Raw genomic sequence first — 21618 nt, forward strand, 5'->3', positions numbered from 1 at the left:
AATCGCAAGCCCTTTTGTCCTCGACGAAATTGCTTGCCAATTCGTCGATCCCTACGTTCTTCTTCGGCGCACACTGATACCGCCACGAGAAACTTTGCTTGGAAGCACGAAGACATGCCCGGGCGAGGAGAAGGTAGCTCGACTCGCTTCCACGCCGTCGGCACCATCTGTAACAAGCAATCGTCGTCAACGACGAGAGTCGCCTTTCCGGCTGGAAGTTGTTAGCGAAAAGCAAAAGCATTCGCGCGAGCATCGTGTAGTGCATGATGCTCACCCCCATGCGCGGCGATGTATTCTGCAAAGCGTTTGGCATCAATTTTCAGGAACACATTCTCGTGTTTCCACCCGCGAGGGAGCGGTCCGCCGAGCAAGCGGATGACGAGCTCCAAATCGCAATTGGAGTCATAGCAGAGCACCGGCTTGGGCTTGAGTGGCACCGCCAACAACCACGCCTGCAGCTCGTCGCGTAATGCTGCGAACGGCATCGACCGGCCAGGAAACTGGCCAAGTTGAGGCAAAACAATATCGCGCACAAAGTCACTGCACAGCGGCCGCTCGAAGTCCGAGCACTCGCCGTAAAACTCGCGTCCATCCTCACTCACGATTGCAATGCTGATGAGCTGACTAGCCGTGAAATCAGTGAACTCGGTATCGATGAAGTAGCGAGTTTTCCACGGGCTACGTGGGCCTCTGTATAGCATTCTGTTAGCCCTCGTTGCCGCAGGAACCGAACCTCCGGTGGTGCATTTGGTGTTCCGGGCGTTTGGATGCCATGAGGAAAGCCACCCAATCGGAGGGCTCACCGGCTTCGTTCTAACATTTCCCGAGCTGATACGTTGTTGCTTGAGTGTCCCTACGCTATATATTGCCATCTCTCGCACCGTAGCTGGAAGAGCGAGAGTCTTACAACGGCGAACAAATAACGGCCTGGGAGACGGCGCCAAAGTATGAGCTTTCGCAGGGCAATGCGAATCAACTGCCCGATCAATGCCCCCCGACTCCGTCGCACAAAGAAGAAAGCCCTGCAAATGCAGGGCCTCCAAGAGATGGGGGCTTGAGCCGATTGGATTGAGCAGCAAAGCTGCCGCTTCCGTCCGGGTCGCGCCCTACGTAGACGTGAAACCAATACTTTATGGTCCAACCCCGATGATAGTTCCCGCACTCACATTGGTCGATCGTACTTCCAGTAGAGTTGACCCTGGTCGCAACAGCTAATAATCCTGGCACTTCCCGAGCCAGAAGACAAGTTGGGCTCGACGGCGGAGCGGCGGCAGTCCCTGTTGGCTTTCAGTGGGTACTACCATCTTAAGGCCTCTTGCTGCGCAGATAGGTCAGCTCGCTCGGCATCGCGCAGCCAGCCCTCGGAAATTTGCATCAGCATCGCAGCCGTACGGGGCCACCCCGGCATCGCATCGGCCCACTCACGAGACTGCCTCGCCAGCACACGCTCTTGGTCTCCACCTTCACCTATGGCTTTGCTGTAGACGCCGCGCATATTGAAGCGCTCTATGATCACACCACGTTCGAGTTCTTCAGACCCGAGTTTCTCGATGGCTGACCTGACAGCTTCATGCGGCCATGCGTCGTCCTTCTTGCTCAATGGTGCATGAGCTAGGATTGCTCCTATGCGCTGGTCAGCAATCTTCTCGCGGTCAACTTCAACGGCGATGCGGCGAACCTCTGTACACCAAGCAATAAGTGTCTGCTCGTCTACGTCGCCATCTGACTGTCCCGGAAGAACTCGGATGCCAGTGAGCAGTTCATATGCTGCGACCGCTAGCTTTTCGGCGCCTTCAGCAGGCGGCTCGCTCTCCCGGTTTGCAGGTTTGAACACTGCACAGATTGCATCCATGAACAAGCGAGGTTGCTTCACCATCAACGTATGTAATACCAACGGCTTTTCCCGGGCGCGAAACACGGGCAAGTACCTAAACTCTAGCGCAGCGACGTCGTCTGGAGTGACGTCCTCTCTCTTTCGCAGTTCATCGAATGCCCGCTCGATGTTGTAGACGGACATGGTTCCTGCCGCACGCCCTACAACGTTGATTTCCTGCACCGATTCGTCCAGCAAACGGATGAGAAGCGATGACGGCAGGTCAGACATTCTGCGACTGGCCGAGTCCAACGCAGCAAGCGGACGTCTGTGCGCAAGGTAGTTGTCGATCGCAAGCATGAGTTCGTCGACGTTGCCTCTAACAAAATATGAATGCTTACGCTGCCAGTATGTCTCGTTGACTTTGTCCCCATACGCCTTGACGTAGTCCCACGTTGCCGCCGATTCCTCGAGCGCCATGAGCAATCCCGCAATTCGCTCAGGGGCCGCACGCTCGCCAACTAACATATCTGCAGCAAACGCCATCCACTTGGCGCCGAAGCGCGAGACTCCCTCCGCCAGAATCGCGCCAGCTATGACATCCAGTCCCTGGCCTACACGCAATGCCTGGCCAAAGAAGTGGCACAGCTCATCGAAGTCCAGCTCCAGTCCTCTTGCTGCATATGCGACGTGTTGCGGCAGCTTTACCTTTCCCGCAAGCTCAATGAGTCCCGACGTTCCAGATTCCTGAACCACCTCGCGAATAGCATTGAGACGGGCCGTGTTGATTGCCTCTTCCGGGTCACTATCTTCTTGTGCCTTTTCAGGCAGATCAGGCATCCAGTCGTCAAAGAGCCAAGTCGAGCGAGCGATAGCACCAGCCGGTGCAAAGCTTTGTACCAGTGAATCAAGTTGAGATAGAGCCTCTTCCGGCAGCGCCCAGTCGGTGCCAGCATACGTCCGATGGCGATTGACCTCCTTTCGCAGAGAATCCCAAATGACGAAGCGCGCTTCCGTGGACGAGGACGCCAGCACGCCCTCTAGCGCCTTGGCGGTTCCTTCGAAGGACTGCTTCGGAAAATGGCTGATGGCGCCAATGAGGACCCCCCAACGGTCGGCGTCAAGACCCGCATGGCGAATCGCCATGTCGATGACAGACGCTTGACTCTCCCAGACCACCCCATACGTAAGCACCTCGGCGTTGCCCTCCCCAAACTCGCGAAAGGCCGGCCGCTGAGTGGGACTTGAAACGTCGTGCGAATTCGGTAGCAATTTTGTTATCAGCTGCCAGGCGATGGAAGGCACCGACTCCAAGACGCGCGCGAGTACCCCCATTCGCGACTTTGCCGTCGCACACGTGTTCGGGGCCCAAGACAGAAAAATGGAACGAAGACTGTTGATTGGGCGATTAGAGACCGACCCACCCGGATCAATTTCTGCCAGTCTAGCAAGGCACAACGCCGCCCTAAGGAGGAGCTGCGGATCCCAAGCTATCAACTCCAGGCCCCAAAGAATCCCATAGTGATAGCCATGGGAGCTGAAGGGCCCCTTGTGCTCCTCGAATATGGGTCGGATACCAACTGCGTCGCCCTCGAGCAGACGTTCGAGGGCCTCAACGAAAGGGATAGGCGCCGCCTCCGCGAGCAATGCCATCTGGTCCTGCAGACTGGCCAAAAGCCGATGGTCGCTCGATAAACCTGGCAGTTCTCGCACAACGCTATTCACGTAGTCCTGTGGCGTAGATCCAGTGACGGTGAATTCTGCTTGCTCGTGCAGAACAGCCATGTGCAGGAGCGTGTTCATCATGCCGTCGCGCAGCCACCTGCTATGTGTATCTGCGGCTCTCTGTGCAGCTGGCTTGAAGACCTCGTCCGCCTTCGGCGGCTCGACCACCTTCCCGAAGACGGTCTTGGCCGCATCCGAGAATAGGGCCAAGTGCTCGGCACCGATGAGGTGCCCGAGATGAACGAAGGTGTCAACGGAGGCTCGAAGTGCCCAGACATCTTTGACGTAATCAATCGGTGGGTCCTGCAACTTGGCGAGCGTGCGAAGCGGTGCCTCGTAGGTTGCATAGTCCTTACCTGCTGCCAAGCCACTCAAGACTTCCTGGTCGGCTTTCGTAGGTACGTGCCAAGCACCTGCCAATAGCGCAGGCAGCAACGCTGCACCGTTTTCCAACCATTCCGGCTTCGGAGCTGTGCCACTAGGTTTTAGCCGTGCAAGCACGGCAAGGCTTCGACCGCACCGCCGGGCAAGGTCATATCCCTCCTGTTCCGTGAAGCCCATCCCTGACAGTGCCTTTCCAAGCTCTGTGCTCGACGGACGACGCAGCACTTCATGGTCATGCTTCTTGTCGTCAGCCCCAGCGCTGACCACTGTCGGGCCCTTCTGGGCGAGGTAGCCAGCAAGTCCACGGGCCTGAGCCCTAGGCAAGAATGTCAGCCCGGAGATCCCCGCGATCTGCCGAGCGGCCTCCTCGGTGTCGACGACGAGCGTCTTCGCCTCGAGGAAGTACCGAACAGCAGGTTCCGACGCACGAATGGCAGCAACGGCAAAGGCAACCACCTCGTCCGGCGCATCTGCGGCATACGGTAGCTTGCTCACTCCCTCGCTCAGCCTACGAATCAATGCCTCGGCTTGCTGCTCACGCCCTGCCAGCAGCACCTGCTCTACCAATGGCGGGCCGAAGCGACTTGAATACTCATCCCAGAACTCGTCTGTGCTACGCACGCCTGTGACCGGCAAGAGCTTGAGTTCGAATCTGGCATACCTTGCCGCCACGGCAGGAGAGCGGCTGAGCCAATCCTCAATCATTGAGCCGTCCAGGTAGACAACGTCCTTCCACTGCCCTAGCTTTTTCTTCGCATCGACCCAGTCTGCAAGTTTTTCATTGCCGTTGTTCCATGTGCGCGGCGTCACGAATACGAATGTCGTCTTCCTGCGTTTGGCCTCGTCGACTTCCTTGGTCCGCTTTTCGAAGTCGGAATTGGCTTTGGTGGCAGCATCTGCACTAACACCGAACTCCCATATCGACGTTCCGTCGGGTATGTAGAGCGATGCACCCGCTGCCTCGAGAACACCATCGAATCCTCTAACCTGTCCCTTGTCGCCATTCGGAAAGCGAATAGTCGAAATGTCTTGTGCCGACGCACGTATGAGGTCGGCAACCATACCCGGAAAAACGTTCCGTGCACCAAGCGTTTCCGCCCAAGTCTGCAAGTTCAGTGCAGTGATCCAGCGCAATTCTCTCTCTCCTATTTCCAATGCAGACCGTTCAAGTGCGTCTTGTGTTCGCTACTTTGACCGAGCCCCCTTCCACGTAGACCACTGAGAGGATAACTCGCAACGGAATCGGCGCCACGGGTACCCGGGGGCGGTATTGCATATCCGCGATGCTCCAGACCGGGCCTTCCTCAGATCTCTGCCACTTCCTCAATGAACGCCGCAAGCGCCCCCCTATTCACGCCGTGGCGACGCCAATCCTCCACCGTGCGAACCATTGCGATGTCCCTTGCCGACTGGCACAGCTCTAGGAACCGACTCGGGAGCGCCTCGGACGCCTGCGTGTGATGCGCGACATGGCGGCAAAGCGCATAAACCCACATAGCCACCTCTAACGAGCAATCCCACCTGGCCCAGTTCATCGTACTAGCCAACGGCTGTTGTACGTTAGTGCGCGCTTTCTTGACGAGTTTCAGCAACGAATCGATTGCTTTGCCTTGTGTCTCAACGGGGCTCCTTGCGACGAGAAAGGCCGCAACTTCGGTCACACGCCCTTCGCGCAATCTTTGAAAACTAACATGCTGACCGTGCAATTTCTCGCTCATGCGCAAGGTCAACTCCTTCACCCAGATACCGCACAGTTCGTGCGGCGTGACCCGCCCCGCCTTCATTAGTGGCGCAATCACGTCCTCAGACAGCCAGGGCTCAGACCATCCCATTTCCCGCATATGGCCCAGCAGACTATCCACAAGAAACTCTGCGTCACTCTGGGTGAGCATCGGTGGCAACGCATCGAATAGCGCCTGGCGGACAATATTAAAAGACGTCTCGCTCCCATGCGTCCTAGCGAAACCATTTAGTATCCAACCCAACGCCCGGATCCGCGCCTGGCGCTCGAGCAAGGCCAGTCGCGCCACTGTTCGTTGCGCGCCTTCCCCCCCCTCGGACTCCTTTCTCAGGCTGGCCAGCCCTAGCCAAGTGAGACATCCGTTTGTGCTGCAGAGTAGGCTCTCCCGTTGTGCTTCGGAAAGCCCGATCTCAATACTGAGCGAGATCTCTCCAACGATCTGACTGAGTAAGGACAGCTTAATGGCATCTCGGTAATTCGCCTCCTTTTCGAGCGTCACCGCATAGCGCGTCGACAGCGACATCAACCGCTCTGGTACGGTGTGCCATAAGAACCTGATTGCGAAAACATCCGCCCATTTCAACGCCCGGTACTTGATGCGATGGTGGAAGTGCTCGTACCGATACGGTCCGCGCAAAAATGCCTCCAAGTCCTGTTGGAATAGCTGTGACTGAATCGAGGTAAAGGACGCACCCGGCGGCACATCGCTGACGCGCAAGAATGCCCCTTCAAGATAACTGGCAAGGAAGTCATTGAGGCGAGAGTTGGATGTGCCAGCTTCGTGCCATGGCGAATCGCCGTGAGGCAAATGGGCTAGTAGCTCTGCAACTACCTCCCACCGATCTTGAGCCTGTTCTGGATCCGTCTTCATGACGATCGCACATATATCCGGATTCACGGGTTGCGGGACGCGCAATGACTCACCGCCGAGTAGCCACCCCAGTTTCCCCAACCGGACGCGCAGCGCCTGGCCGTGCAGTCCTCGCAATGATTTGTCGCCGGTCCATGTCGATAGAACAGTGCCCGCCCAAGCTCCATCCAGAAAGTCCAGAGGGGTGAACCGCTGCGGAACCGGCTGCACTTGACGCCTTGAGTCAAAGATAGGCACCAAGTCGTCGCTGTCCGCGCTTGGCCCGCTTGCAGCTCTCTGGATCAAGCGCGTCGCATAATTGAAGACTTCATGTAAGGCATCCATCGGGATAGGCGTAACGAGCAGCGGATGATCTTCGTTGGCCTTCTGAATCGAATTCGAAAGATTGAATCCTGCCACCGGTAGGCCTCGTCGGTCCCCGACAAGCATGTAACGATCGTGCAAAGCGCCGGGCTTGACCCCGAAAATCCGGAGGTCCATCCCGCGTGTCAGCCCCTGGAGCTGCCTGCAGCTTGCCAGCAGGTTGTCGATCCGATCCGGATCGGCGTTCCCATCCTCCGCGACGGAGGGCTTCTGAATCTGTGTTGACGATGACTTCGCCGTTGAAACCGTGGTAAAGATTACGTACTGGCCCTTGTCGGATGCATTTGGCACAAACAGGCCGATTCCAGCGTCCTCGAAGTACGGATCGAAGTAGATGATCTGATGATCCCGGTACTTCCCAAACTGCCGCTTTATCCATTCCGCGAGCTTCAGGCGTTCAGTGCCGTCGCCTTCGCTTAGGCGACCAAAGAAGCGCGCCTCGGATGTAGGCGGATGCAAGACGCGGAGCAGATCTATTACTTTCCGGTTGGTGTCCACCCAAGGGTCCGCCTGTCTTCCCCCTACGATCGAGGCAGGTGTAACGTCCCCCCGATTGATGATCTGCGCCGCCTTCACCCTCGCCGAGTTGCGCAGGCTACCCTTCAGGGCCTTGTCCAACCATCCTAGCCTGACCTCGCCGCCCGAATTTGCGCCAGAGCTCGCGTTCAGCGACAGGGAAATCTCCCGGACATAATGAGTCTTCCAGCAGCAGCACAACGTAGCCACGTCACCTTCGTCGCGCACGCCGTGTATTTCAACTTCCGCGGAATCAGTAATGCCTCTGATACCTTCTGGCATCTCGAACACGCATTCGATGATTTGCGTTATACCCGCGCCGACCGACTTCAGGCACGAGAAGACGAGCTGACCGTCGTTCAGTATCTGAGCACGGACAAAGAATCTCGAGAATCCTGGTAGTTGCGAGACATCCAGCTTCACCACAAGCACGTTGCCTCCCTCTGACCGCGATACTTCCAGGAGCTCTCGCTCGTGGTCGTCAAGCGTTGGGAAGACAAGCAACTCCAAATCGCCAAATCGGGTTCCATCTTTGGCGGCGAAATCTAGGCCAGTATCGGCGTTCATCCGTCTGACTAGGAAGCGCGCCATCTCGGGATCGGGACCTCGCGCGGTATTGAACAGTTGCTCCTTGTCTGCCGCGCAGAGCGCCGCGCTAAATGCTGAAGCGCTACCATGAGGGCTTTGCGGCCCAACACCGGCGTGTGCGTCGCGATTGAGCAGCAACATCGCAGGCCGGCAGACGTGGCGACCGCTCAATCTAAAGTCGCCGATGCGTTTGTCGAGCGAATCCGGCAACACAAGCCCAAGCGCGCTGCTTATTGTCTGGATGTCATCACCGTTCGCAAGCCTCCCCAACAGATCACCAGCTTGCTCGCTAGCCATGTAGGCGGTGACGCGAATGACTTGTGCGCGGCAGTCGGCTACCACCTCGAATTTGTCGTCGCTGGACATGTTCCACTTCCTGGAGGAAAAGCTATATGGCAGGAGGCGGCCGTAGACAAATCGATTCTCCAATCCTTCGTCCGTCTGAATCTGTGCGATCCAGAGTTGCAACGCACACGCGCGACCAGGTGTGGCAAACAATCGACCCAGCCTGGGGTCACCGATCAGGTCGTTCAACTCCGTTGTCATCCTTATTCTTCGCCCCTCACTCAACCCTGTTGCGTTTGTAGCCATGCCGATCGTTGCCCCACTGGTCCAGCTCATTCTGCAATGTCGGAAACCGAAGTTGGCACATAGCCAGCCACTCTAATCCCAACATCGTAATCACCGCCGAAGAAGCCAATCGGCACCTTCCTACCCGCTTCCGACACTCGGCGGCTCGGTTTGGATGACTGCCATCAACCGTAATTCCTCTTGCTCGGTTCACAGGAACATACCCCCGGTTTGTAGGGTGAAGTATCCAGCATCGTGTGTCGTACATATATGGCTGGTCATGTCTGAGAATGGAGAATCGATGGATCGCAAGGGGCCTGCTATTAGCGAGCTTCTGCCTGGCTCGGACGGAAGGATACGAGAGCTTAAGGTATGCATATGGCACTGCTGCCGCGCGTAGCTTAGGATAGCAACCCTAATCTAGGGAACGACAGTGCAGAAATACATTGTGATGCGACGCGATCCGAGCGCACGAGATAGCGATGCCGGCGCAGCGATGACTCTCGCCATTAAGGGCATGGCAGGAAAGGCGGACATGATCTCGATCAGCACGCCAGAGTTGAGCGATGCCGATGCCGCGCAGTTGGCTCTCCAGTCCGACACCATCCTCGCACCCGCGATGCCGCTACGCCTGATACGGCCGACGGCAAGCTCGGCCCCGTCGAATACGCTTGCACCCGGAGGAGTAGCTTGGGGAATCTCCGCGATCCGGGCGCACCTTTCTCCTTTCGATGGCAGCGGGATTAGCGTCGGTGTAATTGACACCGGAATTGACCACTCGCACGCATGCTTCGCAGGAGTGAAATTCAAGATGGTGGACTACACCGGAGAAGGTGTGAACGACACTGACGGGCACGGCACGCATTGCGCCGCGACCATCTTCGGCAGGGACGTAGCCGGCACCCGCGTAGGCGTGGCACGTGGAGTGAGCGATGTCTTCGTGGGCAAAGCGATCGGAAAAGGCGGCGGCGATAGCAGCATGCTAGTGCAGGCCATCAGCGATGCGGTCGCCCATGGCTGCAACGTCATCTCGATGTCGCTAGGATTCGACTATCCGTCTCTCGCGAAACGGCTCCACAAGATTAACAATTTGCCGATCGATTTGGCAACCGCCGTCGCGCTCCACCAGTATCGCTCAAACGTGCGCCTCTTTGACCGGCTCGGAGCTATGCTGGCGGCACGTCCGCAGGCCGGACAACATGAAGTCTTGCTCATTGCCGCCTCTGGTAATGAGTCGCAGCGGAACATAAACCGGACCTACGAGATGCCGGCTGAACCGCCTAGCGAGGCGGACGAGTTCGTCTCGGTTGGCGCAGTGCAGCGCTGTAACATGGGACAACTGTCGATCGCGCCTTTCTCGAACGTCAATTGCGCGCTTTGTGCACCCGGGGTCGACGTTCTCTCGGCAAAAGCCGGTACGAAGACAGGGCTGGTTGGGATGAGCGGCACAAGCATGGCCGCTCCCCACGTCGCAGGCGTCGCAGCCCTACGCTTTCAAGCGGCTCGCAGCGGCATTTCAACGTCAATCAGTCACTTTCGCGCGGCGCCGCTCGCCAGAAGCCGGCTGCTTGCTGGCACTTCGCTTGAGAACTTCGCGCCGGGATTCGACGAACGCCAGGTCGGGCTCGGGCTCGTCCTCGCGCCGCAGCAATGAGGACGCGTCCGGCGCCGTTCCGCCCTTTTGAAGTGGAACTCGGCGACACGCTTGGCTGGAATGATGGGTCGAGCCTGAACGTGGTTGAGCATGCGACCAACGACGGCATGGTATTCCACCATGAACGCATCCACGGCGTACTCATCAACACCACGATCGACGGAAATCTCTTGAGGTTGCTTCGAATCGCCGGGCCACGACTGGAAGATCCACAGCACGCCGCCGAGCTTGCCCGCGCCAGCCGATACCTGTTCGAAGGCTCCCGCTTCGCTCACGAGTGTGCTGCGACATATCTCGGGGTCATGTATCTTGCGACCGAGCAGGAGCGCGCCGCAGCGCTGCTTCGCTTGCCCGACCAGTACCGCGCTTACTACGACTTCATGAGCGCGATCGTTGACGGCCACTGCAAGTCGTCCTACCTACGCTATGTGATCGCCCAGTCGATCGCGCACTTTTGGTTCTCGTCACGTGCACTCATTGAGCTTGCACGCGACGACTACCGCGGGACAGCGATCATGTGCGATGAGTTCTGTCCGGATTGGCGTGCTCGCGCCAGTGCGCCGTGGCTCACGCAGGACGGCGTTGGGGATGCGGTTGCCGCATCAATCGAGGCCAGCCTCGCCAACGAACAGTTGTGCCGGGCCGCCAAATTCTTCAGTGCAGCAGATGTTGCGCATGCTTGGAGCGACGACTCATGGTGGACGCGCCAGCCCCGGCCGATCGCCGGATTCATCGAAGAACTCATCAGCGCGACGACGTTCGACTACTTCCTTGAGCACTCTGATCTACGCAGCGCTCCTGCGGAATTGATTAGAAACACGGACCTGAACGAGGCACTCTACAATCCACTCTACGCGCGTGCGGATGTGAAATTGACGAGCATCAATGAGGATAGGCGCGAGTCTCCGCACGATGACGTCACCCTGGCGTCCGCGTTACGCGAGTTCGCGATCGTGGCCCGAACCGTTTCTCACATCCAGCCGCGCTTGGTTGCGTCGTCTCCTGACGCCAACAAGGTGTTGGGAATGGGTGAATTGGATGCCTTCGTTGGGCGCACGAGCATCGTTGACATCGTATTTCCCGAGGCGGAGGCTCCGGACGCCGTCTATTTCAGGGAGTTTATCGCGCCCGCCTACGAGGCAGGTAGTCCTGCAGGGTGGGCGTTCTCGGGCTATCGTCGTTGCCGCTCTCAATTGGCGTTCGAGGCTCTACGTCGTATCATGCAACGACAGGTGTCGGGCGGGCCAGGCATGCAAGTCGATTGCGTCGTAGTCCCGGGGCATTTTGAGGATAAGTTCTCCGGCTACTACTCGCTGCTCAGCTTTCTAAACGAGCCAATCGGCCCGGCGACGCGCCACTCACCGGTCGCCGAATTCTCCCAATCGATTGGGAGGGATTTCTTGTACGTGTATGTGCGTGACGACTGGGCAAGGGTCGTCGGAACGACCGAGCCCAAACGACCCTTGACTCATGTGGGTACCATCCCGATCAACATAGAAGGGCGAGAGTCGTTCTTGCTCAACGTCGCACGCATCGCCGGTTTCGCCAGCACCCTGATGAAAGCATACCCTATGCACGCAATGCCCGTTATCGAGGACTATTACCGTAGATGCTTTGAACTGGGTCACCTGCACCAACTCGAACTGCAACCGTATGGGCCCGCGCTTTTGGAGCAGTCTCGCCGCGCATTTGTCGCAATCACCGCGTTTTGGCGCCAACTTTAGCGCCCCACGCTAATTGCGCCAACGCTCATCCGAATATCGGCCTGGATACTTCGGAAATCGAATTGGCGCCCCAAAACTCGAACGTTCGTGACGGACACTTTGACGACGGTGAGAAAGCCCCCTCAACGAGATCGTACGTGGGCTCAACGAGCGGCACATCGCAAGCTGGGTGGCCAAACCGGTGAAGCGGCGACTCAAGTTCATCAACATCGCCAAGCATGTCATGAACCACGCCGCCTATAAGGCTCAGGTCGAACACAATCAGGACAGTCAGAGCCCGACAACTGGCGCTGGAGCGCCTGATCTAACAGGCGATCATCGTTGAGCTTCGGCAGTAACTGGACGTCCACAAGCGACTGCGGATTCAACCGGTCAACGCAACAGCTTGTTGGAATCGTTCAGCCGGTGTATCGAAGTCTAGTGTTTTGCGCGGGCGTTCGTTGAGTCTTCGTGCAATATCCCCGAGAAGTCGTGCGAGCTGGCCAGCAGCCGGTCAATGGGCGACATGATGGGAGTGTTGCAACAGCCTTGTTCGGTTCAGGTCAGGACCTTGATCATTTCCTTGCCCACGTCGACCACAGTCTTGGAGGCGAGGTTGTAGGCTGGCCTGAGCACGTCAGCGATCGATCCTTGCGGGTACCTCACGCCCTTGCGCTCGAACTCCTGGAACTGGACTTCGATCCGCTGCTCCCGCAGGCCGGTGAAGTCTTCGTTGAGCATAGGCTGGACAATGCTGCTGTGCTTCGCCTTGTTAGACAGCGCATTCACATGCTTGAAACCGGCATCCGCCATCAGGCCCCTCAGCATGGATTCGATGGTGGCGTGCTTCGAGTCGGTCGCTAGGCGGCCCAGCGTCAGCCCGAAGGTGATATCGTGCTCTGCCACCGCTTTGCTTTTGGCGCTGAGGTCGAGGCTCATGAACACCGATGCCGCCAGCAGGTCGGCAACCGCGTGGATCGACTGAACGCTGGCCACCGCGTGGGCACCCACCCGTTCCATGAAGGCGTAGTACGCTTGCTGCACGTCCTTGTTTTGGCCGAAGGCGGCGTCGATCACCAAACGATCGCCCAGCTCTTTCCGATAGGCATCGAGTTCATCGACCAACTGGTGGTAGTGGAAGTGCGCATAGCGCAGCCTTTGACTGGTCGACTGGATGGACGCGTTCGCCATCACCCGCTGAGACCAGCCGAATCTGGCCTCGACTAGGTCCAATGTCTTCCTGATGTCCCACGTCATCTGGGTCCTCCCTGACCGTCACGGATCCGCGCAGTGCTGCTACACCTACAGCCTGGAGCGGTCAGCCCTCCCTCCGCACCGAAAGGCGGCTCTTGGCCGAACCCGGAAGTCCGCCGGTCGTCATCCTTCCCTGCCAGGTCGGACTTCTGTAGCCGCTCCGAAGCGGATATTAGCGTGAGACCGACCGACGGAAATGCACACAACGGCGTGGCGCGAAGACGTCCCGTGTCAACTGACCAGTCAGGCGTGTTCTGAGGCACGATCGGCGAGAGTCTCACAGCTCCGCGTCAAGCTCAATAGACCGTACCGCAACATCTTTCCGAATGATTTGGCCTGACCGCCGATGCCGGACCTTGAACTTCAACGTGACCTTATCCGATCTGCCATCCCGTTGAATGTCCTGATCTAAAACGTCGAGATTCGGATCGGCGAGTTCGATCTTGAACTTTGGCGCCACTCTCATTGGCACCGAGAACACTAACCTAATTACGCCTTCGCCATTAGGCTGGTAAAGGATGGGGCCGGTTGATTTTGTAACGGCCTGATGGTAGGCAATCAGCGCTTGATCCTCTTCCATCTGCTGTTCGTTAAACGGACCGTTTTCCGGTGTGACGGTAGTAAAGTGATCCTCGTAGCCGACCGGCACCAGGAAGGGGACTTGGTCGACGCAAATTCCTAATGCGTAGCCCTCTGCCTCATAGGCGAGCTTGAGCGCCCTTCCCGGGAGGACTAGTTCTTTAGGACCAAGAAGTATGGAAAATGAAACTGGTCCGTCCAGGTCCGACAGATCAATCACGACATCGTCATCGCCGACCGGTTCTGGATGCAAATCCAGCTTTGACAAGGTGGGGATGCGATAGCCGTAAATAGGAAAGGTTAGTGTGACACGAGTAAGCGGCTCGACAAAAATTCTCCTTCCGTTCTCGTGATAGTTGATGCGACCAGACTGATGGATTGTAATTCGCTTGCTCTTGGGACGTGGCGCCTGAAACTCAATTTCTTGCGGAGGCTGCTCTCCTGGCCTCGTGCTCCATGACGATCGAGAATGACTTACGCCATCCCGTCGCATCACTAGAGTCAATGACCCATCTCGATCGCTCGACTCGAGAACGACGAACTTCCTTGGAGCACCACCGTACTGGACGAGAATTCGCATGAAACTCGCGGATAAACTTTCTTAAACCGCCAATTTAGCATGGAGGACTCCGCTATAACACCGAGATCAGACCCTTAGAAAAGTGCGCTGTGCTGACATACCGCTACAGAAGAATCTTGAAAGGACGCTATTCCGCTGCACATAGCCGAGCTTGAATGTCCGCTCTTGGCCTGTGGGCTCAACCGGTCAACGCATCGGCCAGATGATGAGTCCCAAGCGGCGTTTCGGCAAAACTCTTGTGAACTGCAGCCGACGAGTGTAACGGTTCCCCAGTGTGGCGCCCGTGACCGCAGTCTGCGAAAACACCACGATGGTGGGCTGGACGCTCGGATTTTAGCGTGCCATATTGCGGTTACAACATCACTTAATGGACTGGCAATGGCCACGAATCAAGAGGCTCTGGTGCCGCTGGGCAGCACTGCCTTCAAATGAGGACCATTGACTCAATCGAAGCGGCTATGTCACGAGCTGCAATTAGAATGCATTGGCGCTGCCTCCTAGCAAGTTACGCGAGACCACACGCAAGTCTGACGCGCCCTGCTGAACCGTCATTACAATCCCTTTGAGATAGGACTAAATGGCTCCTTCCAGTTCATGGATGCGCAGCAAATTCCGCAATGCCGACGGCTCGCACAGTCAAGCCGCCACACAGCTGCTGAGCGAACTGCGTGCGTCGCGCCCCCCGAGCGAGTATGGCACCATCCTCGGCGCCTTCCGCGCATCTGCGCAGCAGACCGCAAGGACGCTTTTCTCGTCGGGCCTGAAGAAACCCTCAGAACTCATCTGGGCGAAGACTGCCCTGATACCGTTACCCCTTAAGTCAGAGTTCCTTTGGTCGGAGCACTGGCTTAAACCGCATGCAGCCAGAATCAACGCCTTCCGGCGAGCCGCAAGCGAGCTCCAGAAGCTTGTTCTGGCCAATCGGCTGGCCGATGCCAAAGACAAGCTCGATGCAACCGTCCGTACATCGGGCTGGACCCTTTGGGCCGTCGAGCTGCGCGCTGCGCTACTCCAGCTTGCAGACGGGACGCAGGCGCAGCGGGCGTGGCTTGGCGAGCTGCAGGCCACTGCGGTCAACAGCATTCCGGGACTGCTGTTTCAAATTCTTGAGGACAGGAACGATGACGCATTCTCGTACGATGCCGTTTACGGGAAATGCAATAATTCGTTTCCTAGGCTGGAGTCAATTACTCCCTGGCTGGTTGACTATCTGAAATACAGAGCGCTATCACTCGTTGAAACGCCACGAAGGGCACTGCCGAACATTTTGTGTCGCGACATCAGCTCCTCTCTCGTGGACTACTACGAAAGCATCATTGAAGCGATCGGGTATGTTGCATGCGACCCGGATCTATGCGATCTGATTCCGACAGCGCACAGGCTGGTCAAATCGCTGATAAGCGCAGGGTACCAGGATCACCGTCTGAACAAGCTCCTGCTTGGTCTGGACGATGCAGAGGCGATACCTACCGAAATTCTTGCCCAACCCAACGAGCTGTATCAAGAGCTCTACGGCCACGTTAGCGGAGAGACGTCGACGCTCCCGCTGACGATTGCTGGCGACTTGGCGCGTTGTCGGACCGAAGGCGCTGCCGCCTACGAGACCGTTGGCAAGCTAATGAAATGGGGGCTCAACCTTAGGGGCTTGGACATAGGACCGGCGGTTGCCAATTCGGCATTGTATGCGTCGAGCGGCGTCGCGTCGGAGCGCGTACTTGGCTTCTCCGTGATCACGCTTCCAGACAGCGTCTGTGTTCAAGATGCGGCGGCACTTGGTTCGGATACCGCACGGCGGCTTGTTCTTGCCTACCTGGCTAGTGTCGGCAAGCAAACTGCCCCTGACCAGCTGATTGCATTGAGTCGGTGGGGATTCTACGAAGTATTTCCGGAGCCTGGCCCCCTGCACCTATGGTTTGCGCAACGACTCCTGGAGGCACAGAAGTATGAAGAGCTCAGGGCACTCCTCCAGAGTCTGCGGGATAGAGGACCCTATTGGGAGCGGCAGTGCGCAAAATTTGATGCGCTTGTCCTGATCAAGGAAGGACAATGCGAATCGGTTGTCCAATTGCTTGAGGCCTGGTTCCGAAAGGACTACCGGTACGCCATAGAGTTTCCTTCCGACACCCTCTTCTCCGCTTGGAAGTGGATGCACTTCAAGGATCTCGATCCGATCCAGGTCGGACTCGTGGCGCATTACGAGTTTCTGGCGCGTGGGGCAACGTCGGTTGGGTACATCTGCAAGATGGCATGTCGGCGTTTCCTTCAATCCGGCATGCGGGAGAGCGTAGCCGATGACTTTGCGGTAGCTGACAACGACCGCAAGGAGCAGTTGATCGCCTTTCTTCGCGATGTTTGGGTGGAAGAAAACCTTTCCATGTGCCACCAGTTCGAGTCGACGGCGGAAGTGCGCGTGGAGCGCATGGCAGTTCTGCAATTGCTGCTCGGGTGGGACCAGGATTCCCAGGCAGAGTATGCCGAGGGCATCAAGGACCTGACCCTTGACCAGACGTTGCAACGGGGGCTCGAACGTATTGATGAGACGCGCGTGTTTGTGAACGAGTCGGCCATCACGCGCTGGGCGGAAAAAGAGTTGGGGCAGGACTACGAGCGCTGGCGGCGTCTCAGTGAGAGTACGTCCGGTGGTCGCTCGGTGGACGACTTGCTTCGTCGATTTGCCCTGGACCCGGACAACATCGACGTGCTCAAGGAATTCTCGGAGGGCAAGCCCACTGCGGCCGATACGTTGCTGATCGACGTCGTGGATCGCTTCTATAAGCGATTCCTCCTGGATCCGACGGATGGACTGGATACTTACTTGAGCGTCCGGATTCGTCACGGAAGTCTGCGCGGAACAATACTGGGACCGCTTGAGGAGCAGGGACTGCTCTACTCCGCCACTGGATTTTCTCAGGAAGCGTTCGAGAATCGCTGGGGCGATACACTCCGCCTGTCGAAGGATGAGAAGGAGGTGGTGCTTAGTGCGATGCAGGCATTCTCAACAGATATCCGCTCGCTTGTCGATAACTTCGTTGACCAGAGAGTTCAGGTACGTAGTCCAGATAAGCCAAACGGCGCGTTCACGCAGGTTGTGTCGCCACCTTTGGCCAAGCTGCTTGCAGCCGGCTTGGCCGAACGACCGCCGTCATTTCAAGCCTTCCTCAACTCCGGATACTTCATTTTCTGGAAGCTGATCGAATACGGTGTCGCGGATCTGCGAGCGTATGTCAACGAGGATTTGTCCAATGCCTTGCATGGCAGGGTGGAATTGCTGAAGCAGACACTTCGTTCGATGGGACAGAAATACTTGCCGTTGATCACAACGTTGACGACAGCATCGACCATGACCAAGTCGCAGTGCGACACGGTCGCAAATTGGTTCAGGTTACCCAGCGCGGGATCAGGCGAGTACTATCAACTGGCCGACGCCATCGAGATTGCCTCGGTGGCGACCAGGAACGTACATAGGAGGTTTCCTGCTAACGTTCAACTGAAGAGCCTGCCCCCCAAACCGCTGCCACTCACGACATCCGCCCTTGCCGTCCTAATGGATTGCCTGTTCGTTATCTTTGAGAATGCGTGGAAGCATTCCGGGCTCTCCGTCGACCTCCCGCCTATCGAGCTCTACTGTGAGTTTGACGCGAACCATCGACTCCTCACATTCGAGTCACATAGCGCATTGTCGGACGACAGGATGAAGGCATTGATATCCGGAGGTCTAAGTGTGTTGCGGGCCAAGTACATTGGCGAACTTCCGCTGGAACTGATCAATCGGGAGGGAGGATCCGGATTCCCCAAGTTGGCTCGCCTGACGCGTTCAGTACCACGTGAACTGTGTGAGCAGCCATTCGATTTCGGGATTAAAGAGGGGCAGTGGTTTACACGCCTGACCGTACCTCTTTACGAAAGGGAGGGGGTCTTCGAAGCCTATGAGTAAGCGAACTGTACTTGTTGTGGAGGATGACGAACCGAAGCAGCGCACCATCGTGAGATTCTTGCGCGACGTCTTGCCACCGGATGTTGTGATACAGACGGCAGAGTCACTGGCCAGTTCTGTCTCGGTATTGAGCGACATTGATGTCACGTTCGCCATCATCGATATGTCGATACCGACGTTTGATTTCGTAAAGGACAGAAGGGGGGGCGGACAGCCTCAAGGATTTGGCGGCGCCGACATTCTTCGATTCATTGATTCTGAGACGACATCGACGAAGAGTGTGGTCCTGACGCAGTATGAGGAGTTTGTATTGCCTCGTGATGGAAGGCGTCGCGACCCAAGGGGACTTGAGGAAATGCTGCGAAGCGAACTGGATAGCCGGTTCCTTGGCGTGATTCACTACACGGGGCAGCACGGCGCCTGGCAACAGGCGTTACGAGAAATTCTTTCGGCCGCACATCTTTTGGATATGCAATGAGATTCTTGATTGTTGACGATGACACGCAGAAGGTCGACCTGGTTCGCAATTTCTTGATCGACAAGGGCGCGACAGCACAGGACATTCTAACCGCCGAACATGCTGCTGCTGCGCGCGTAATCCTGAGTCACGAGACAGTCGATGCCCTGCTCATCGACGTACTTCTGCCGGCGCGGGCCGGCGCGCTGCCCCAGGGAGCGAATAGCGTGGAGCTACTGCGGCAAATCGTCGAGGATGGGACAACTCCAGCGCCGCACCACATACTCGGCATCACGGCGGACTGGGATGCGTCAGCGACTTTTGCTAACGATTTTCGCAGCCTGGTAACGCAAGTACTGCATGTCACGCAGGGCGAAGTAGCTTGGCAAGAATCACTGACATCGTTGTTGCTGATGCATCGCCGCATTGGGGATGCGCGCGAGTCGAACGACTATGACATCTGCGTCATCAACGCACTACGATTCGAGCTGGACGCCGTCTATGCGACATGGCCACTTCAGATGGGAGAAGAGCTGCTCCTGAACAGGAATATTCTCTATCGCACAGGCTCTGTCGCCCTCAGTCCGGGCATGGAGAAAAGGGTAGTCTGCGCCCACCTGTCGCAGATGGGTCCAGTTGCATCCACCCATGCGGTAACAGCCCTGCTCTATGAGTTCCGCCCGCGTGTCATCCTGATGACGGGCATATGCGGTGGCTTTTCCGATCAAGTCAGAATTGGCGATATTGTGGTCGCCGATAAGAGCTGGGATTGGCAAGCAGGAAAGTGGGGAGATGAGGGTGACCTGGCAACCGCCCTAGATCAACGAGATGGCGCCGCCGAATTGGTTGCCGAGGCGCGTAGTGCGGAAACGAAGCTGCCGGAATTGGTCGCCGTTTATAACGGCGCCCATCCGGATGTGGCGTCCAAGCTTGTAGTGGGGCCAATGGTGACGGGAAGCTCGGTCATTGCCTCGGTCGACATCCAGAAGGTCTTTCGAAAGCAGCATCGGAAGATTGCCGCAGTAGACATGGAGTGCTATGGACTCTACTACTCAGCGGCAAACCACGCCGGTGCGCCTGTGCGTTCGCTCTGCATCAAAGCGGTGTCAGATCTCGCGGACCGAGCGAAGGCCGACGATTTTCAATCCTATTGTGCTCATATCAGCGCGGCAACTGCGTTGGAAATTGTACGGCGCTACTTTAGGGCACCGAAATACTGAGCGCTGTGCGCACAGCTCGGCAGAGCACTCGGCACCAAACGCGTCCCCTTCGGCCCTATTGCTCTTGATTACCTGCAGGCACCGGCTAGTGCTGCCTTAGACCTCGGTTCATGAATCAGCGGCTAAAAGTTTGCCCGAACTGCCGGGCACGCCTGGCATCATCGGCATGCAGGTGGATCCAGGTGGCCGAGATGGATGCGTGACGCAGGTTGTCGCGCATCGCGGAGAGTTCGACAGCTTTGACCAGCGCATGCATGACGTGCGTGTGCCGAATCCAGTGTGGTGTCGCTGCCCGCAGCTTCGCAGGGGCAACATGAGCGCCACGGCCACCCAGGCCACCCGCTCAGTTGTGCCGAGCGACGGCTTGCAGGAGCCGGACAGCCAGCGCGCACACATTGTGGTGGCTGGCTGCTTCCGGTCGTTCCTCTCTGGGTCGTTTCCGATCAGGCCCTCGACGACAGCCTGCTTTCAACGATATACCCAATTTCCCTTTTGTCGACCCTGTTTAGGTGCGGCCACGCGAGAAGAAATTCCGCGAGTTCATCCTGATCACAATAAAGATACGCAGTTGGTACCTTAAGCACCATTGCAAGCTTTCGCGCGATTTCGACCGACGGTTCGTGCACGCCGGTCTCATAGCGGCTGATACGTGCGCTGGCGGTGGTTTCGTCCAAGCCGATTGCAACGCCCAACTTGTCCTGGGGAATACCGGCCCGCCGCCTTGCTTGACGCAAGCGACGCCCGAATACGGTAGTTGGCTCCGTCTTTCCCATTCTTGCGAATATCGTAGATTTCGCATTGCATTTCCCTACGATATTCGTAGAATTCAGACTCAGCGGACGGATGGCAAACGTTGCTGGGCAACTCCTCCAACTGGGAAGCCGCGCTTCGATAGACGTTTGGGAAACGAGGGAAGTTTGGTGCAGACCTCCTATCGGAAGTCAGGACATTCTTGAACGGTGGCGGCATGGACAAACAATCAACGGAAGCATGTGATGCGCAAATCCATACTTGCAAGTTGGTCCACCACGCCCCGAAGCCTTCGCCGAGCGTTGGGAACATGGTTACCGATATCCCTCCAGTAGTTAAGCCCGTGGGCCGCGCAATCTGCCATCATCCGACCGAGCTAATTTACTATTGGGCTCGCTTCGGTTTCCCACGGTATGCGGTCGAAGACGTAGATGACCGGGTCACTTGGACCTTCTCAAATGACCTGCAAGAGGCGGCTGCGATCGGATTAAAGTGGCTCGACAACCGCTGTACACTGAGGCAGATTCCCTTTAAGAATCAAGGCAGGGTCGTCTACGGGTACGTAGTGCGGGGAGCTAGGGACGATACCGACCTTGACACCTGCCTCTACCACAGAGAGATCTGGAATGCCGCAGGCGCAGATATGAATGAGGCAGCCACGCCGGATGTCTTGACTCGCGTACGAAGGGAGATCTTCAAGTATTACGCGTTGCGGGGAGGCTCATTTTTCATGCTCGATTTTTCCAAGCCGGCGACGGTAGCGGCGTATTTCGCTGAATGGGCGGCAGATCTGGATAGCCGTTGAGATGATACGGCACCGTTGCTGGCGAAAATCTAACGCATTTGCGCGTGCAGCGTTTATCGGCGATGTTCGCCGGCACGCGCAACGACGTGCTGCGCAAGGGGTTCGGTATCA

General features: G+C 57.2%; 13 protein-coding genes. 6 read left to right on the forward strand and 7 right to left on the reverse strand.

Annotated elements, in window-relative coordinates; genetic code table 11:
- Positions 1-221 precede the first annotated feature (221 nt).
- The 3 genes from AB4120_RS02210 to AB4120_RS02220 form a co-directional block, all read right to left on the reverse strand.
- Complete coding sequence (locus AB4120_RS02210; RefSeq protein ID WP_441641804.1) at positions 222-701, reverse strand: hypothetical protein; 480 nt, start codon at positions 699-701, stop codon at positions 222-224.
- 596 nt (positions 702-1297) lie between these two features.
- The gene (locus AB4120_RS02215) at positions 1298-5056 is read right to left on the reverse strand and encodes a hypothetical protein (RefSeq protein WP_441641805.1); all 3759 of its coding nucleotides are present in this window, start codon (positions 5054-5056) and stop codon (positions 1298-1300) included.
- 170 nt (positions 5057-5226) lie between these two features.
- The gene (locus AB4120_RS02220; RefSeq protein WP_441641806.1) at positions 5227-8535 is read right to left on the reverse strand and encodes a VPA1262 family protein; all 3309 of its coding nucleotides are present in this window, start codon (positions 8533-8535) and stop codon (positions 5227-5229) included.
- A gap of 571 nt (positions 8536-9106) precedes the next feature.
- Here AB4120_RS02220 and AB4120_RS02225 point away from each other — a divergent pair.
- Positions 9107-10225: a S8 family serine peptidase gene (locus tag AB4120_RS02225; protein WP_441641807.1), complete on the forward strand. Its 1119-nt coding sequence runs from the start codon at positions 9107-9109 to the stop codon at positions 10223-10225.
- On the forward strand, positions 10222-11949 hold the full coding sequence (locus tag AB4120_RS02230) for a hypothetical protein (protein ID WP_441641808.1): 1728 nt from the start codon (positions 10222-10224) through the stop codon (positions 11947-11949). The genes AB4120_RS02225 and AB4120_RS02230 overlap by 4 nt, the downstream gene beginning before the upstream one ends.
- Positions 11950-12486: 537 nt before the next feature.
- Here AB4120_RS02230 and AB4120_RS02235 read toward each other — a convergent pair.
- Positions 12487-13185, reverse strand: a complete 699-nt coding sequence (locus AB4120_RS02235; protein WP_441641809.1) for a hypothetical protein — start codon at positions 13183-13185, stop codon at positions 12487-12489.
- A gap of 274 nt (positions 13186-13459) precedes the next feature.
- Positions 13460-14341 (reverse strand): hypothetical protein, encoded by an 882-nt coding sequence (locus AB4120_RS02240; RefSeq protein ID WP_441641810.1) that lies wholly within the window; start codon positions 14339-14341, stop codon positions 13460-13462.
- Between the two features lie 598 nt (positions 14342-14939).
- On the opposite strand from AB4120_RS02240, the gene AB4120_RS02245 reads away from it, so the two are divergent.
- From AB4120_RS02245 to AB4120_RS02255, 3 genes are read left to right on the forward strand one after another with little or no spacing between them, the layout of a single operon-like run.
- On the forward strand, positions 14940-18275 hold the full coding sequence (locus tag AB4120_RS02245) for a hypothetical protein (protein ID WP_441641811.1): 3336 nt from the start codon (positions 14940-14942) through the stop codon (positions 18273-18275).
- On the forward strand, positions 18268-18753 hold the full coding sequence (locus tag AB4120_RS02250) for a hypothetical protein (RefSeq protein WP_441641812.1): 486 nt from the start codon (positions 18268-18270) through the stop codon (positions 18751-18753). Before AB4120_RS02245 ends, AB4120_RS02250 begins: the two co-directional genes overlap by 8 nt.
- Positions 18750-19952, forward strand: coding sequence for a phosphorylase family protein (locus AB4120_RS02255; protein ID WP_441641813.1), 1203 nt, complete (start codon positions 18750-18752; stop codon positions 19950-19952). Before AB4120_RS02250 ends, AB4120_RS02255 begins: the two co-directional genes overlap by 4 nt.
- Before the next feature lie 115 nt (positions 19953-20067).
- Here the strand turns inward: AB4120_RS02255 and AB4120_RS02260 are convergent, their stop codons facing one another.
- Together AB4120_RS02260 and AB4120_RS02265 are read right to left on the reverse strand one after the other, a co-directional pair.
- Positions 20068-20208 carry a hypothetical protein gene (locus tag AB4120_RS02260; RefSeq protein ID WP_441641814.1) on the reverse strand — a complete coding sequence of 47 codons (141 nt, stop codon included), beginning with the start codon at positions 20206-20208 and terminating at the stop codon, positions 20068-20070.
- Between the two features lie 187 nt (positions 20209-20395).
- Positions 20396-20725 (reverse strand): helix-turn-helix domain-containing protein, encoded by a 330-nt coding sequence (locus AB4120_RS02265; protein WP_441641815.1) that lies wholly within the window; start codon positions 20723-20725, stop codon positions 20396-20398.
- 287 nt (positions 20726-21012) lie between these two features.
- Between AB4120_RS02265 and AB4120_RS02270 the strand changes: the two genes are divergently transcribed.
- Positions 21013-21507 carry a transposase gene (locus AB4120_RS02270; protein WP_441641816.1) on the forward strand — a complete coding sequence of 165 codons (495 nt, stop codon included), beginning with the start codon at positions 21013-21015 and terminating at the stop codon, positions 21505-21507.
- Positions 21508-21618: the final 111 nt, after the last annotated feature.

The sequence above is a fragment of the Cupriavidus sp. 2KB_3 genome, from assembly GCF_052115685.1.
Lineage (GTDB): Bacteria > Pseudomonadota > Gammaproteobacteria > Burkholderiales > Burkholderiaceae > Cupriavidus > Cupriavidus campinensis.

Coding starts and splice junctions, on each gene's coding strand:
- AB4120_RS02240 (WP_441641810.1), bottom strand. CDS start 14,341: ATGCGAATTCTCGTCCAGTACGGTGGTGCTCCAAGGAAGTTCGTCGTT.
- AB4120_RS02260 (WP_441641814.1), bottom strand. CDS start 20,208: ATGCATGCGCTGGTCAAAGCTGTCGAACTCTCCGCGATGCGCGACAAC.
- AB4120_RS02225 (WP_441641807.1), top strand. CDS start 9,107: ATGATCTCGATCAGCACGCCAGAGTTGAGCGATGCCGATGCCGCGCAG.
- AB4120_RS02245 (WP_441641811.1), top strand. CDS start 14,940: ATGCGCAGCAAATTCCGCAATGCCGACGGCTCGCACAGTCAAGCCGCC.
- AB4120_RS02235 (WP_441641809.1), bottom strand. CDS start 13,185: ATGACGTGGGACATCAGGAAGACATTGGACCTAGTCGAGGCCAGATTC.
- AB4120_RS02270 (WP_441641816.1), top strand. CDS start 21,013: ATGGTTACCGATATCCCTCCAGTAGTTAAGCCCGTGGGCCGCGCAATC.
- AB4120_RS02230 (WP_441641808.1), top strand. CDS start 10,222: ATGAGGACGCGTCCGGCGCCGTTCCGCCCTTTTGAAGTGGAACTCGGC.
- AB4120_RS02265 (WP_441641815.1), bottom strand. CDS start 20,725: ATGGGAAAGACGGAGCCAACTACCGTATTCGGGCGTCGCTTGCGTCAA.
- AB4120_RS02255 (WP_441641813.1), top strand. CDS start 18,750: ATGAGATTCTTGATTGTTGACGATGACACGCAGAAGGTCGACCTGGTT.
- AB4120_RS02250 (WP_441641812.1), top strand. CDS start 18,268: ATGAGTAAGCGAACTGTACTTGTTGTGGAGGATGACGAACCGAAGCAG.
- AB4120_RS02210 (WP_441641804.1), bottom strand. CDS start 701: ATGCTATACAGAGGCCCACGTAGCCCGTGGAAAACTCGCTACTTCATC.